At 65.1% G+C, this 14,799-nt stretch carries 11 protein-coding genes and 1 pseudogene; 8 read left to right on the forward strand and 4 right to left on the reverse strand.

The features are described from left to right. The first annotated feature begins 981 nt into the window (after positions 1-981). Together AB0K21_RS36995 and fxlM are read left to right on the forward strand one after the other, a co-directional pair. Positions 982-2,016, forward strand: coding sequence for a hypothetical protein (locus tag AB0K21_RS36995; RefSeq protein ID WP_364156655.1), 1,035 nt, complete (start codon positions 982-984; stop codon positions 2,014-2,016). Positions 2,017-2,099: 83 nt separating this feature from the next. Then, positions 2,100-3,332: a methyltransferase, FxLD system gene (gene fxlM / locus AB0K21_RS37000; protein ID WP_364156658.1), complete on the forward strand. Its 1,233-nt coding sequence runs from the start codon at positions 2,100-2,102 to the stop codon at positions 3,330-3,332. A 287-nt stretch (positions 3,333-3,619) separates the two neighbouring features. Here the strand turns inward: fxlM and AB0K21_RS37005 are convergent, their stop codons facing one another. Further along, entirely contained in the window at positions 3,620-4,072 is a 453-nt protein-coding gene (locus tag AB0K21_RS37005; protein ID WP_364156661.1) for a GNAT family N-acetyltransferase, read from the reverse strand. 212 nt (positions 4,073-4,284) lie between these two features. On the opposite strand from AB0K21_RS37005, the pseudogene AB0K21_RS37010 reads away from it, so the two are divergent. Beyond that, positions 4,285-5,255: pseudogene (locus AB0K21_RS37010) on the forward strand (IS701 family transposase). Positions 5,256-5,610: 355 nt separating this feature from the next. Here AB0K21_RS37010 and AB0K21_RS37015 read toward each other — a convergent pair. Beyond that, positions 5,611-6,651: a DUF6461 domain-containing protein gene (locus tag AB0K21_RS37015; protein WP_364156664.1), complete on the reverse strand. Its 1,041-nt coding sequence runs from the start codon at positions 6,649-6,651 to the stop codon at positions 5,611-5,613. A gap of 236 nt (positions 6,652-6,887) precedes the next feature. Here AB0K21_RS37015 and AB0K21_RS37020 point away from each other — a divergent pair, with 236 nt between their 5' ends. Next, positions 6,888-7,712 (forward strand): M55 family metallopeptidase, encoded by an 825-nt coding sequence (locus tag AB0K21_RS37020; RefSeq protein WP_364156667.1) that lies wholly within the window; start codon positions 6,888-6,890, stop codon positions 7,710-7,712. Positions 7,713-8,311: 599 nt separating this feature from the next. On the opposite strand, the gene AB0K21_RS37025 is transcribed toward AB0K21_RS37020, so the two are convergent. Together AB0K21_RS37025 and AB0K21_RS37030 are read right to left on the reverse strand one after the other, a co-directional pair. Beyond that, positions 8,312-8,719, reverse strand: a complete 408-nt coding sequence (locus AB0K21_RS37025) for an ATP-binding protein (protein WP_364156670.1) — start codon at positions 8,717-8,719, stop codon at positions 8,312-8,314. Continuing rightward, the gene (locus AB0K21_RS37030; protein ID WP_364156673.1) at positions 8,716-9,009 is read right to left on the reverse strand and encodes a hypothetical protein; all 294 of its coding nucleotides are present in this window, start codon (positions 9,007-9,009) and stop codon (positions 8,716-8,718) included. Before AB0K21_RS37030 ends, AB0K21_RS37025 begins: the two co-directional genes overlap by 4 nt. A 229-nt stretch (positions 9,010-9,238) precedes the next feature. On the opposite strand from AB0K21_RS37030, the gene AB0K21_RS37035 reads away from it, so the two are divergent. The 4 genes from AB0K21_RS37035 to pglX all read left to right on the forward strand — a co-directional run bounded on the left by AB0K21_RS37035 (position 9,239) and on the right by pglX (position 14,799). Then, positions 9,239-10,096 (forward strand): helix-turn-helix transcriptional regulator, encoded by an 858-nt coding sequence (locus AB0K21_RS37035; RefSeq protein WP_364156676.1) that lies wholly within the window; start codon positions 9,239-9,241, stop codon positions 10,094-10,096. Positions 10,097-10,115: 19 nt separating this feature from the next. After that, complete coding sequence (locus AB0K21_RS37040; protein WP_364156679.1) at positions 10,116-10,334, forward strand: DUF397 domain-containing protein; 219 nt, start codon at positions 10,116-10,118, stop codon at positions 10,332-10,334. A gap of 44 nt (positions 10,335-10,378) precedes the next feature. Then, positions 10,379-10,684, forward strand: a complete 306-nt coding sequence (locus AB0K21_RS37045) for a DUF397 domain-containing protein (RefSeq protein WP_364156682.1) — start codon at positions 10,379-10,381, stop codon at positions 10,682-10,684. A 452-nt stretch (positions 10,685-11,136) separates the two neighbouring features. Further along, complete coding sequence (gene pglX, locus AB0K21_RS37050; RefSeq protein WP_364156685.1) at positions 11,137-14,799, forward strand: BREX-2 system adenine-specific DNA-methyltransferase PglX; 3,663 nt, start codon at positions 11,137-11,139, stop codon at positions 14,797-14,799.

Here is a 14,799-nt window from a genome sequence, read left to right on the forward strand (position 1 = left end):
ACTCCTCGCGGCCCCTACCTCGTCTCCTGACCCACCAGCAGCAGGACAGGCCATTCTCGGCGGCTTTGGCCCACCCCGGGATGTCGTTCGCCAAGTGCAGGCTGGGGTCGTTGGGGCTGATGGTCGGGTAGATCCGAAGACATGCAGGCGTGCGCTGAGGCGGTTGAGGACGTCGCTGACCCGGAAGCCTTGCGCGCGCTGCCGGTTCTGGCTCGCCAGGACAGTGTTGAAGAGGCGCACCACTGCCGGGAGAGGGTCTGAGTCGCAAGGTAAGTACGTCACCGTCGCCCGCCCACAGACCGGGCGGGCACAGTGCCGGTCACCACCGGAGCCGCCGAAAGATCATCATCTCTCCTGACGTCTATGAGTATGGGTGACGGGTGAGCACCCGATCGGTCGTGCCGCAACCGGGGTTGGTTCACCGGGGTTGGTTCAACTGTCCAGCGCGGCCGGTGATCTGTGCCAGTGGCAAGTGCTGACCTGTCGGCGGACATCCACTGTCCGCCGACAGGTCAGCCGGTGCCCTATTGCTCTACATGACAGCTCGGGAGATGGTGGGAGCGCCACATTTACCCGGAGATACCAGTGACGCAGCACCTCACCGGCCAACCGCACGATACGCGGTGCGCCGCCGCGATCCGAGATCGCGCCCGGATGAGCTACGGCGGTGAGCAGATGCCCGCCCAGGTCTTGTCTGACCTTGCCCGCGACATCCATGCCTGCTGTAGGCACAGCCTCCTCAAAAGCCACCGGCTCGCTCATGGATGGAGCGTCTCTGAAACACTCGACCAGCTGGGAGCGACCGGCCAAGCCGCCGAGCTGCCACCACGTGGGACCACAGACAGGGCTTGGCGTCGATGGGAGAGCGGGCACCCCCCTGATAGTGACTACCAAGACCGGATCAGCCGACTGTTCAGCACGGGGCCGGTCCAGCTCGGATTCGCCGCCGACTACACACCACACCCGCCGGGGGATGATCCTGTGAAGCGTCGTGACGCCCTCCGCCTGGGGCTCAACGCGACCGTCGTCGTCTCCGGCGCGCTGGCTGACACCGAGCGTGAAGCTTATGAGCTCACCCGCCACAGTGAGCAGACCGAGATCGGGCCCCGCAGCATCGAACGTTTTCACCAGATCATCAGCGACTACGGGCACGCCTATCCCCGCCACAGCACAGAAGAGCTGTGGCACAGTGTGCTCGCCGATCGTCGCCACGTCGCCGAACTCCTGCACCTGCGCATGACGCTCGCCCAACGCCGTGAGCTGTACATCGCCGCCGCGTGGCTGTCGGTGATCCTGGCATGGGCCGCTCAAGACCGCGGCCAGGTACGCACCTCACTCGCCTACGCCGCCGACGCACGCCATCACGCCGAAGAAGTCGGCCACGACGAGATCACCGCATGGGCCTGGGACGTCGAAGCCACGACCCTGCTGTACGACGACCGGCCCCGCGACGCGCTGCACGCCGCCGAACAAGGAGCGGCGATCGCACCAGCCGCGACCGCAGCGTGCACACGCCTGATCGGGCAACTGGCTCGCATCCACGCCCGGCTCGGCCACACCGCCCCCGCTCACCAGGCACTGGCGGCCCTGCACGAGGAGACCGAGCGGCTGCCGGCGCACGTATCGGGGCTGTTTGGCGCCGATGCAGTACGAGCCTGGTCGGTGGCCGCCACCTCCAACCTGTGGCTCGGCCACGACGAGCAGGCCCGCGCCTATGCCGAACAGGCACTGGAGATCTACGAGCAGGCCCCACACCTGTCCCCGACCCGACGGGCGATCACCGCCCTGGATCTGGGAATCGCCTGCGCCCGGCTGGGCGATCCCGAACGGGCCGTTGCGTACGGCATCACAGCGATCGCCGCTCCGCGATACGCCGCAGCTATCACCGACCGAAGCACCGTCCTCGGTACCGTGTTGGAGCACACCTATCCGCAGGCGACGATCGTCACCACGTTCCAACAGAAGATGGCCGACCTCGCGCCCCGACTCAGCCGAGAGGCGCAGCTACCCCGGTAACTCCTGCGCTTCCTGAAGTGAACACGCAGGCATGGGACCGCTACCGCGCGGAAACTGTCGCGCGCAGGGACTACAGTCGGCCGGTGACCACCGACACCCTGCCTTCCGCCACCCCTGATCTGCTGCGCGCCGACATGGTCGCAACGCTCAAGGAACAGGGCTCGATCCGCTCCCCGCAGGTCGAAGCGGCCTTCGCCGCGGTACCGCGCGAGAGGTTCGCGCCCGAGGCGCCGCTGGAGGCCGCCTACTCCGCCCAGGACGTGGTCGTCACCAAACGCGGCCCGGACGGCAGGGCGACGAGTTCGATCAGCGCGCCCTGGCTCCAAGCCGAGATGCTCGAAACCGCACAGCTCACCCCCGGCGCGAAAGTTCTCGAGGTTGGCAGCGGCGGTTACAACGCGGCGCTCATCGCCGAGATCGTCGGCCTGGACGGGCTGGTGGTCAGCGTGGACATCGACCCGTTCGTCACCGGGCGAGCGGCCCGGTTCCTCGCCGCGACCGGCTACCCGAACGTGCAGGTCGTGCTGGGCGATGCCGAGCATGTCGCCGCCGAGCACGCTCCCGAGGGCGGCTTTGACGCCATCATCGTCACTGTCGGGGTCTGGGACATCCCGTGGGGGCCTCTGCTTGCTCCGGCCGGGCGGATGGTGGTGCCGCTGCGGTTCTCCACGGTCAGCCGGTCCTTCACCTTCGTCTGGGACGGTGACCACTTCGTCGGCTTGAACCCCACGGTGTGCGGATTCGTCGCGGCTCAGGGAGCCGGGGCGCTCCCGGATCAAGAGGTGGTCTTGGCCGACGGTGCGGTGAGGCTGACGCTCGAAGAGGGCCCCGCCCTTGACGTCGCCGCGCTCGACCAGGCCCTGACCGGTGCCCGTAGCGAGCTGTGGACCGGCGTCACGGCCGGCCGGGGTGAGTCGTTCGACTCGATGCACCTGTGGATCGCGACCACAGATGATCGGTTCGGCATGATCTGGCAGGACCCAGACCGCGACTGCGGCATGGTCGAGGTCGCGATGCGCTGGTATTGCCCCGTGCTCATCACCGTCGACAGTTTCGCCTACCTCACGATCCGCGAACCGCCCCGGGCAGAGGAGACGGCGGAGCCCCGGTGGGAGTTCGGCACCTGCGGATACGGGCCCGCCGGCGACGAACTCGCCCGCCGCCTCCATGACCACATTCAGACGTGGGACCGCGACTGGCGAACCCACCCCGCCCCGACGTTCAGCCTCTACCCCGCCGATGCCCTCCCGCCTGCCCCGGCGATCGGCCGGATCTTCCGCAAGCGGCACACCCAACTGGTCATGACCTGGCAGTAGCCGCTGAGCAGACGCACCGGTCTTCTTGAAGGTGAGACTTTTCTCGATACTTGGCACCTTTTCAGGGAAAGTGGCTCGTAATCATGTCGGCATGCGGCGACGCTGTTGAGCCGAAGCACGATGGGTGTCACGCAGGCAGCCATGCTGTCACCAAGATCGCTCCTTGGCCGTCATATTGCGCCGTAGGCGATTATCTATCTCGGGTAACTCGCGTGCCGCGATCTTCCTGACGCAGGGGGGCGCGTTCACCACGGCCCCGCCAGTTACGCTCCCGTTCTGATCCCTGGTCAGGCGGTTGAGAAGGAAATCCACACGTCCGGGGGAACGTCTTCGGGCTCCTCCGTCCACGCGTCGCTGGCGATCTCGGTGGCGACGCGCCGCCAGAACGCGACGGCCGCCGTGTTGGAGTCCTGGAAAGCGATCTTCCATGGACCGGGGTGCCGGGAGATCACCTCTCGTACGACTTTCAGCCCGATCCCGGTTCTGCGCGCGCCGCGCACCACGAAGAAGCTGTTCAGCACGCGCGCCGGGCCGGACAGTGCGCGCACGAACGCGAACCCGACAGGCTGGTCCCCGCTGGTGAACAGATAGGCCGCCCAGTCGTCGTCCTCGAACGCCGAGCGTAGCCGGTCGCTGTGATAGGTGCCGTCTGGGCTGGGCAGTCCGCCCTGGAACTCCGCCATGTCGTGGCGGAACATGAGCCAGAGCCGTTCGACGATGAGACGGTCTGCGGCGCTCACGGGCCGCACGGTTGCTTGAAATGTGGTCATACAAACATGTTCCGGCCGGAAGCAACATCCGGCCGTAAGGGGTAAAACTAGCAGATCCCGATCACGTCAGTGACGACTGTGGCGCCTGCGCCGCGTGGCCTCGGGTTCCCATGGCAGGAGTTCGGCGAGGTCGAGGACGGGTTTGGTGCCGAGGTCGCAGCGTGCGGCCAGTGCTCGTGCGTATGTGTCGATTCGGGCGCGTGACTTCCTTCCTTTCCTACGATCAGGTCGTGTCCTGGGATACAGAGCTGACAGCGCTGGCCACGCGGATCGCCGGTCCCCTGTTCACCCGGCCCGAGCCTCGGCAGGCCTTCGCCGACCTGGTACGCGCCCCGCTGGCCGATGCGCCGCGTAAGAACTCCTGGCAGTTGGCCGACCACATCGGGCACGCCACCGCCCACCGGTTCGAGCACCTGCTGGACCGCGCGAAATGGGACGTCGACGCCCTGCGTGACGAGGTCCGCTCCTACGTGCCGGCCCACCTGGGCCGCACCGACGGGGTACTGATCGCCGACGACACGGCCGCGATCAAGAAGGGCGAGGCGTCGGCCGGCGTGGCCGACCAGTACTGCGGACTGACCGGCCAGGTGGAGAACTGCCAGGTCATGCCCCTGCTCACCTATGCCTCGGACGCCGGGTACGCGTTCGTCAACCGGCGTCTGTATCTGCCCGAGTCCTGGGCGCACGATGGTGGGCGCCGCGGCAGAGCCGGGGTGCGCCCGAGCACGTGACCTTCCGCACCAAGTCCCAGCTGGTGATCGACATGCTCGGTGAGGAGATCGCGGCCGGCACGCTGTTTCGTTACCTGTGCGCCGATGCGGGATATGGCCGCGACCCGCACCTGCGCGCGTTCTGCCATGAACACGCGCTCGGCTACGTCATGGCGGTGCCCGTCGATCTGCCCCTGGCCGCCGTGCGGGGCGGGGCCGAGCCGGTCGGGCACGTGCTGGATCGGCTGCTTGCCCGGGGCGTCCCGCAGATCTGGGAGCGCCGCTCGTGCGGGAACGGCAGCAAGGGCGCGCGCGCCTACGACTGGACCGCGGTGGCCGTGGCCGAGCAGGCGCCCGTCGTGCGCGCCACCCTGCCCGCCGACGCTGATGAAACCGCTGACGAGGGAAAAGACCATCCGTCCCTGGAGGCACCACCGCGCTGAGGCCCCTGCGGCTGTCTCTGGCCGAGATCCGTCGTGTTCTGGCCCGGCTGTTCATCCCCGCGGCCAATGCCATCGATCATGTCATGGCCTGGTCGGACTTCCGGCGGCTTCACCAGATACGTGCCCTGATCAGCCACTATTGAAGGCGCGACGCCCCCCTCCCAGCCGACCTACGAATGTAGTACCAGATCGCCATCGAAATCCAGCTCACCCCTGCCAACCGATATGGGGTACCGGTTCACAGACCAAGGCTGTCTCGGGATTGATCAATCAGTATCGGCGAGGGGCCCGGTCAACCACAGGTCAGAGCTACTTGCCTGCATTTTGGCGCCGAACAGGTCGAACGGTTGCGCGTTCAGGACGCTGTGCGGCTGATTCGATGCAGGCACCGCTTCATGATGACGACGATGGTTTTTTGATCGTCGGTGAGATGTCCCATGTAGGCGTGGCCCGCGACCGCGTCCGCGGATTTGGTGAGGTCGTCTCCCAGCGCGTCCAGCAGCACCTTCACGGCCGCACGGCGCGGTGTCCAGTCCGGGCCAGGTTCTCGTGAGACGTCGTCGCACAGTAAGGCGACCTGGCGGCGGACCTCCCGCCGCCGGGTGGTGTCGTCGTCGCCACGCAGGAACTCCAGCGCCTCATCCACTGTGGGGTGCAACAGCTGCGAACCCTGTACCACCGCCTCCGTCATCAGGTAGCGGATGGGAGCTACCTTGCCGGGCGACAGATCATCGAGGATCGCCCGCACTTCGGGTCGGTTCAGTACGCGGTGGTTGCGTAACTGATCGGGGACGATGTCGTCGGGGAGCGGATTCTCGACGAGCAGGCGCGTGAGGCCGCTGTCCAGTAGCCACTCTTCCGTGAGGCGGGCACCAGTGATGTGCTCCGCCGCCAGGAGCGAGGCGGCTTGGAGCCCGATGACGTCATCGGTGCCGACCGAGTCGATGACCGAGTCGATGACGGCGTCGGCGTCACCCGGAAGGCGGCCGGGGCGGGCGGGGGAGGACGTCAGCCGGACGGCGAGCAACCGCCCGGCGGCGGCGTAGCTGAGCCGGTCGTACTGGCCTCCGTTGAGCAGAACGTTCACCGCTCGCCCGCGGGCCGACAACGCCTTCAGCACTTCGGGTCTTGCGCCCTCGCACCCGTTCGGTTCGACGACCAGCGTCCAGTCGCCGATCGTCCCGGCGACCAGACTGGGCAGGATGCCGGGGATGTCCGCATTGCACTGCTCGAGCTGGGCGTCCTCGAAGCTCAAAGACTCGGCCGCGGCGAGGTCGGCGCCGAAGGCTCGCGCCACGTCGTCCAGCCCCGATGCCTCGCACCAGGTCAGGCAGGTTGGATCGGAGAACCACGCGGAGACGAGTCTCTCGTAATGAGTAAAGTCGTCTTCCCTCATGCCGCGGTCTCCATCGTGAGGAGCCGGCGGGCGTCCTGGAACGCCCGCCGGCTCAGCGCTTACTGAGCGAGTGGCTGCCCGTCATAGATCTTCACATAGCACGACCACGGCCTGATCCATCTGCACAACCCCTCCGGCCACACCTGTGACGCCCGCCGGGCCGGCCTGCCCATCGACGTGTTCGAGACATTCTTCGGCGGCCGCGGCACCGCCCCGCGCACGTGCTAGAACTAGCCATGGGAATCAAGGTATTGATCTCGGTGGACATGGAGGGGATTGCCGGCATCGTTCATCCCGCGGAGACCACCCCGGAGCGGCACGACTACGAGCGCGGCCGCAGGTTGATGACGGCGGAGGCCAACGCCGTGGTGGAAGGCGTGATCGATGCCGAGCCGGCGGCCGAGGTGCTGGTGGCCGATGCCCACGGCTCGTACCGCAACATCCTGCCCGAAGAACTCGACCGACGCGCCCGGCTGATCCGTGGCAAACCCCGCGAACTGGGCATGCTGGCGGGCCTGCAGGCGGGCGCCCAGGTAGCGATGTTCGTGGGGTACCACGCCCGCGCGGGCGCCGCCGGCGCCGTGCTCGCCCACACCATCGCCGACGCCATCCTCGACGTCCGCATCAACGGCGCCTCACACGGTGAGATCGGAATCAACACCCTGCTGGCCGGCTCCTACGGCGTGCCCGTCGTGCTGGCCGGCGGAGATGCCGCGGCCTGCGAGGAGTTCAGCGCGCTGGTGCCCCGCGGCGTCACCGTGCCGGTCAAACGAGGGCTCGGCCAGCACGCGGCCGACACCCTGCACCCGCAGGAGGCACACGACCGCCTGCGGCGGGGCGCAGGCCAAGCGATACGACTGCACGCCGACCATCGGCCCATGTCGGTTCCACGCCCGCTCGATATCGAGGTCGACCTGCACCAGCCGCGCTCGGCAGACCTCGCCGCCCTCATTCCCGGCGTCACCAGAACCGGCCGCACGGTGGCGTTCAACGCCGAGAACATGGCGGCCGCCTACAGCATGCTCCAGCTCCTGGCCGTGCTGACCCACCTCAGCCCCTGAGCGGTCACATCAGGCCCACGTCCGCAGCCACCAGGCGCAGCGGCCGCCGGCCGCCGCCGTCCAGCTTGGGTGTGGCTCTTCCGTAGTGACTGTATGAGCTGGGGGTTTGTGGTCAGGGGGGCGCCGGCAGGGCTTGCAGCGGGTGACGGCGGTGATGATCTGCGTGGCCCAGGGCCATCGGGCGGCGATCAACTCTGCGTTGAGGCCGGGCCGCAGGCAGCCGGGGCGGTCCAGCGGCTGCTGGAGCAGTGGGCATCGGGCGGAGGAGGGATCCGGTACGGTGCCGGTGGCGCTTCCTGCGCGGCCGTCCTCAAGCGGGGAAAAACGCGGTTGGCCCTTCTTCGGATCCATCCGAAGAAGGTGGTGATCCCCGTCAGCGTCCTCATGAGGAGGCATCCGTTCGACGACGTCGCCATGCGGGAGGAACTGAGAGAGCGGTTCAACTCCGCCCCCGGGGAGAGATCCCGACGGCGGAGCGGGATCTCTCCCCGGCCTTCCCGGTGACCTCGCTCGCCACCGAGAGTGTCTGGGACGTCGTGGTCGCCTGTCTGGACTGGTTGCGGGCCACCGTGAATCAGGAGGCGTGACCTTCGCGCCGGTCAGGTTTCGGAGAGCCGGAACCACACCACCCGGCCGGTCGGGGTCTCGTACCAACCCCAGGCGGTGGACAGTTCCTGGACCAGCCAGAGGCCGCGTCCGCCGCCGCTGTCGGGGTCGACGTCCGGGCAGATCCGAGGGACGTGTCCGGCTGATCCGGCGTCGATGACGTCGACGTGGAGCGTTCCATCATGGTTCGCGACGGCGACGGAGACCCGGCCGTCGGGGTGACGGCCGGAGTCGGAGTGGCGTACCGCGTTGGTGAAGAGTTCGCTGACCAGCAGCAGCGCGTCGTCGGTCTGCTTGTGGTCGATGCGGTCCAGCAGGTCGCGGACGTAGCGGCGGGCCAGGGGGACGGATTCCACCTCGGCCGGAAGGTCGGCCCGCCCCAGCGGCTCCGGCATCCTCATCGCGCCACCTCCAGGAGTCGCTCCGCGGCCATCCGCATTCTGCTCCGGCCCTGTCGGCCGTGGTCGAACCGGTCGCGGTTCGCTCGGGCGGAGGTCCGCTCCCAGGTGAACACCGAGGTACGGCCCCGCTGTGCGGTGGCGATCCTCGGCTGTCTCTGCGGTACGAAGATCTCGACGCTCGGCCGCCGGTCGGGCGAGAGCCGGACTACGGAGTCGAACCCGAGATCGTTCAACTCCCAGGCCAACTCCAGCAACTCACCGCCCCACCCTTGAAGATCGCGAACCTTCATCTTCCTGCCATCCCTCCGTCGGTCCTGAAGCTGTTCGGCGTTGGACGTGATGGGCTTGCGGCTTACGCGGAACGGGCTGCGAAGCCTGCGATTGCGACGTACCATCACTCTCGGTGAGCGAGCACGTGCTAAATCTGCACCTGCAAATCTGAACCTGCAAGCACTTTCGTACAACCAGTTAAAGATTCATTACGATGTGTGATCAAACAGGTGTCTTGGAGGGAGACTCATGGCCAGCTTCTCGCCGACCGTCCGCCATCGACGGTTGCTGCAGGAGTTGCGACAGCTCCGCATCGCGGCCGGCCTCAAGCAAGAGGAAGTGGCTGATCATCTGAACTGGTCGACGTCGAGGATGACCAAAGTGGAAGGCGGAACGCTGCGGATCTCCGTCAACGACGTCCGGGCCATGCTGCAGCTCTACGGACTCCGTGAGGGCACCAAGTACGACGCGCTCGTCCAACTGGCAAAGCAGGCGAAGGAGCGAGGATGGTGGCATGCCTACAGCGATGTGATCCCGCAGTGGTTCCAGGTCTACGTAGGGCTGGAAGCGGAGGCGTCGTCACTTCGTAACTACGAACCCGAGCTCGTTCACGGGCTCTTCCAGACCGAAGACTACGCTCGCGCCATTTACCGGGCGGCACGGGTGACCGACGCACCCGACGAGATCGAGCGGCACGTCAGCCTGCGCATGGCCCGGCAGGATGTCATCACCCGATCCGAGCAGCCGATGAACTTCTGGGCGATCGTGAACGAGGCCGCGCTACGCCGCCGCGTCGGTGGTACCCGTGTTATGAAAGAACAACTTCAGCACCTCGCGGACATTTCGGCTCAGCCCAATGTGACCATCCAAGTCCTGCCATATTCCATCGGCGCGCATGCGGCGATGCTCGGATCGTTCGCCATCCTGTCCTTCTCCGAGGGGGCGAATGAAGTCACCTACCTGGAGTACGTAACCGGAAGTCTCTATCTGGAGAAGGCAGAAGAGATTCGGGCATATACGCTGGCATATGACCACCTGCGTGCTTCGGCTCTCGATCCCCGGGATTCAGTCGATATGATCGCGAAGCTCGCAAAAGAAGATCTATAAGCGTTGAAAGGGCATCAAAGTGTCCCATGAAGAACTATCTCGGGCGGTCTGGCGAAAGAGCAGCTGTAGTGGTGGGAACGGTGGTAGTTGTGTCGAAGTAGCCTCGTTGAGTGAAGGACGCGTAGGTGTTCGTGACAGCAAGGATCGGAGCGGGCCGGCACTGATTTTCACCTCCACTGAGTGGCAAACCTTCATCGGTGGCATCAAAGGTGGTGAGTTTGACAATCCGGTCAGCTGATCACGATCGATGATCAGATTGGCTGTCCTTACGCAGGGGGCGAAATGTCCGCATTGGACCTGTCTCGGGTGACGTGGCGAAAGAACTCTCGCAGCTGGAACAGCTCAGACTGCGTTGAAGTCGGCGTCTGGCGGAAGAGTTCCCTATGTGGGGCTGGCCAGAACTGTGTCGAAGTTGACCTCGCCGACACCCTTCAGTCCGAGGCCGAACCTGCCCCGGGCACTGACCAGCTCGTTCTAGTCCGTGATTCCAAGGACCCCGGGGGGCCGGTGCTGGCCTTCACATCCGCTGAGTGGGACACCTTCATTGCCGGTATCAAGGGCGGCTCCCTCGCGGATCTGACCGTCTGACGGCCTATCCGCCGTACCGGCCATGGCGATGGCTTGGACTGTCGAGGCACGGTCAGCCGTACCGCTGTTGAAGAGTGCCGCTCCTGAGGGGGAGCGGCACCACGCCTGTGGCAGGGCGGTGCGCTGGTGGCTTCGAGGGCCTTTATGGCTTGGTGTCGGATTTTGCCGCGCTGAGCAGGACGCCTTTCGCGACGGTCTCAAGGTCGAGGCGTGAGACTATACGGTCTGACCGTAATGCTAATAAGGAGTTTGCTGCTTTTCTGAGGGCTCAGCCGCTGGTGAAGGCCTGACCGGAACCCGTAACCGAGGGTTGCCGTTCCCGTCTTTTGTGCGCCCATATTGTTATCGGTCTGACTGATCATTCTGAGTCGAACTTGTCAGACTGGCGAAGCAATGTGGTGCATCACGAAGCATTGTGATGCGCTGGGCGACGGGACAGGAAGAGTGATCAGGTGTCGGTTATCTCCGCTGCGCTGCTCAAGGATCTTCAGAAGCAGGTGGGGCGGGTCGCCGATGACCTGAGAGAACAGGTGGGACGGGTCCCGGAGATCGGTGACCGGTTGAGGGAGACGCACCGCACCGCCGGTGGCATCGGCCGGACCGGGGAGAGCTGGAACGACTGGCTCACCGCGCAGTGCGCCCAGGCCGCCAGCTCCTGGGTGATCGCCTGCGCGTTCATCCGCTTCTGTGAGGACAACGACCTCACCGCTCACCGCTGGATCGCCTCCCGCGACGCCGCCGGTCACGCCACTTCTGACGCGGCCGACGCCGAGGCCGCCTGGATCCAGCGCAACCCTCGGCTGACGGCCCGCGAATGGCTCCGAGAGTCCTTCGCCTGGCTCCGCTCCACCCGCGCCGGGCACGCGCTCTTCCCCGACACCGACTTCGTCTGGTGGTGGGACATCTCCGCCGACCAGGCCGAGGAACTGATCGCGGTCTTCCGCCGCCGGGACGATGACGGCATCCGGCTGGCACACGACGAGTTTCACAGCGAGGATCTGGACACTCGCTTCCTCGGCGACCTCTACCAGGACCTGTCGGAGCACATCCGCAAGCGATATGCCTTGCTTCAGACGCCGGTCTTCGTCGAAGAGTTCATCCTTGAGCAGGTCCTCGACCCGGCGCTGAACGACTTCGGGCTTGAGGGGCTCAAGCTGATCGACCCGACCTGCGGATCGGGACACTTCCTCCTCGGCGCCTTCGACCGACTGCTGGAGGAGTGGATCACGCATCAGCCGGGATTGAACGAGCGGGTACGGGTGCAGAAGGTGCTCGATGCCATTCACGGCGTCGACATCAACCCGACCGCGACGGCGATCACCAAATTCCGCCTGATGGTGATGGCGTTGAAGGCGTGTGGGGTTACCCGTCTCGACGGCCTGGACGTCCCCGCGCTCAACCTCAACATCGCCACGGGTGACACGCTGCTGTACGGCGGTGGCCAGCTCGGCGGCGGACGCCAGATGACCCTCGGCGTCGTAGAGGACGACCCGCTCGCCTCGCACCTCTATGACTGGGAAGACGTCGACCGCTTCCCTGGCATCCTCGACTACGGCCGTTATCACGTAGTCGTGGGAAATCCCCCCTATATCACAGTCAAGGACAAAGCGCTCAGCGAAGCTTACAGGGAACGGTATAAAACCTGCTCTGGAAAATATGCGCTGTCAGTTCCGTTTGCTGAACTCTTCTTCCGACTTTCGGTCAAGGACGATGATCGCCCAGGATGGGTTGGTCAGATCACTTCGAACTCCTTTATGAAGCGAGAATTTGGCAAGAAATTAATTGAAGATTTCTTTGCTCGCCGGGTGGATCTGGTCCAGGTTATCGATGCTTCGGGAGCGTACATCCCTGGACATGGGACGCCGACGGTTATTTTAGTAGGAAGAAATCGATTCCGGAATCGACTGAGTTACATTCGTGCAGTTCTTGGTGTTCGTGGCGAACCGTCTCAACCTAGGAATCCCGCAGAAGGGCTTGTGTGGCGCTCTATTGTTGACAGTATCGATCAACCTGGTACAGAAAATGAATATATATCTGTAGTTGATTTGTCGCGAGATCGCCTAGCCGCCCATCCATGGGCGTTGTCTGGTGGTAGCTCAAGCGATCTCATTGAGATCATTGAGGTATCACGAAACAAGCTACAAGCTAAGATCGGTCGCCCCATAGGCTTTGCGAGTTTCCCCGGACAAGATGATGCCTTTTTTGTTGGAACACCTCAGCTCCGCAGGTGGCGGATCGGCTTCCCTCTTAGCAGGTCTCTCATCATCGGAGAAATAGTCCGAGACTGGAACGTAAACAGCGCTGAAGATGTTCTCGTGCCTTTCGATGAGGAGCAGCGTCCACTTGCTTATGATCACTCCTCTTCTTGGGGGCGGCACCTATGGAATCTTCGGCGAATTCTTCGATCGAACAACGGCCCTGGTAGTAAAGAACAGGCCGAATCTGGGACGGCTTGGTGGACCTGGTATCGATGGGTTCCCGAACGATATGTAATAAAATTATCGATTACGTTTGCTTTTGTGGCGACACATAACCACTTCGTGCTGGATCGGGGTGGGAAGGTCTTCAAGCAGTCTGCCCCAGTGATCAAGTTGCCCGAGGGGGCTACGGAGGACGATCACCTGCGGTTGCTTGGCCTGCTTAACTCCTCCACCGCCTGCTTCTGGCTCAAGCAGGTCTGTCATGACAAGGGCAACCGAGGAGAGGGCGGTGGTATTACAAGCGCTGCTTGGGAGCGGTTTTACGAGTTCACCGGGACCAAGTTGCAGGAATTCCCGCTGCCGAGTGGGGCGCCGTTGGAGCGGGCTCGGCGGCTTGACGCACTCGCTCAGGAGCTTGCCTCGGTAACGCCGCAGGCAGTCTGCGGGCAGGCCGTACCGAATCGTGAAACATTGGCAGAAGCGCGAAAGCAGCACGACGCGATTCAAGCCGAGATGATTTTCGTCCAGGAGGAACTGGACTGGGAGGTCTACCGGCTCTACGGCATCCTCGATGAGGATCTCACCTACAGCGGTGATGATCTGCCAGGTCTGGAGCTTGGGCAGCGAGCGCTCGAGATCATCCTCGGAGCCAAACTCCTTGATGGTGAGACCGAGACCGTCTGGTTCGACCGGCACCACTCCACCCCGATTCGAGACGTCCCCTCCCACTGGCCGCAGGCGTACCAGGACCTGGTCCGGCGGCGGATGGAGATCATCAAGAACAAGCCGCTGATGAACCTCGTCGAGACCCCCGAGTGCAAGCGGCGCTGGTCCGCCGAGCCGTACGAGAAGACGCGGGCCGAAGCCCTGCGCACCTGGCTGCTGGATCGCCTGGAGGACGAGAGCCTCTGGATCGTGGACGGGGCACCCCGGTCGCTCAGTGTGGGACAGCTCGCCGACCTGGTCCGCACCGACGCCGACTTCCGGCAGGTGATGGACCTCTACGTCGGCCGTCCCGACTACGACCTCACCTCCGAGCTGGTCGCCCTGCTCAAGGACGAGCACGTTCCCTACCTCGCCGCGCTCCGCTATTCCGCCACCGGCCTGCTCAAGCGGCAGGACTGGGAGGCGGTCTGGGCGTTGCAGCGCAGGGAGGACGCGGGGGAGAAGGTCACCATCCCGGTCCCGCCGAAGTACACCCCGAAGGACTTCGCGAACGTCTCCTACTGGAAGCACCGCGGCAAGCTCGACGTGCCCAAGGAGCGGTTCGTCGGCTATCTCGGTGCGCAGCGGGAGAACGACGCGACCCCCGTCTACGGCTGGGCCGGCTGGGACCACCTCCAGCAGGCCATGGCGCTGGCCAACCTGCTGATCGAGCGCGGCTACCCGGCCGACGACGGCCGGGCCACGCCGCTGCTTGCCGGGCTGGCCGAGCTGGAGCCGTGGCTGCACCAGTGGCACCACGACTACGAGGACCTCTACGGCGGCTCACCGGCCGACTACTTCACGGCGTGGCTGGAGAGCCAGCTCGCCGAGCGGGGGCTCACCCGCCAGGCGCTGGCCGCCTGGCGTCCCGAGGCGAGGAAGCGCGGCGCCACCCGGAGCACCAAGCCCGCGCGAACCACGAAGGCCACGCAGACCACCGAGCCCGTACGAGGTGCGGAGGCCGTACCGACCGCAGAGAAGGAGAGCTGA

The sequence above is a fragment of the Streptosporangium sp. NPDC049248 genome, from assembly GCF_040678965.1.
In the GTDB taxonomy this organism is placed as follows: domain Bacteria; phylum Actinomycetota; class Actinomycetes; order Streptosporangiales; family Streptosporangiaceae; genus Streptosporangium; species Streptosporangium fukuiense.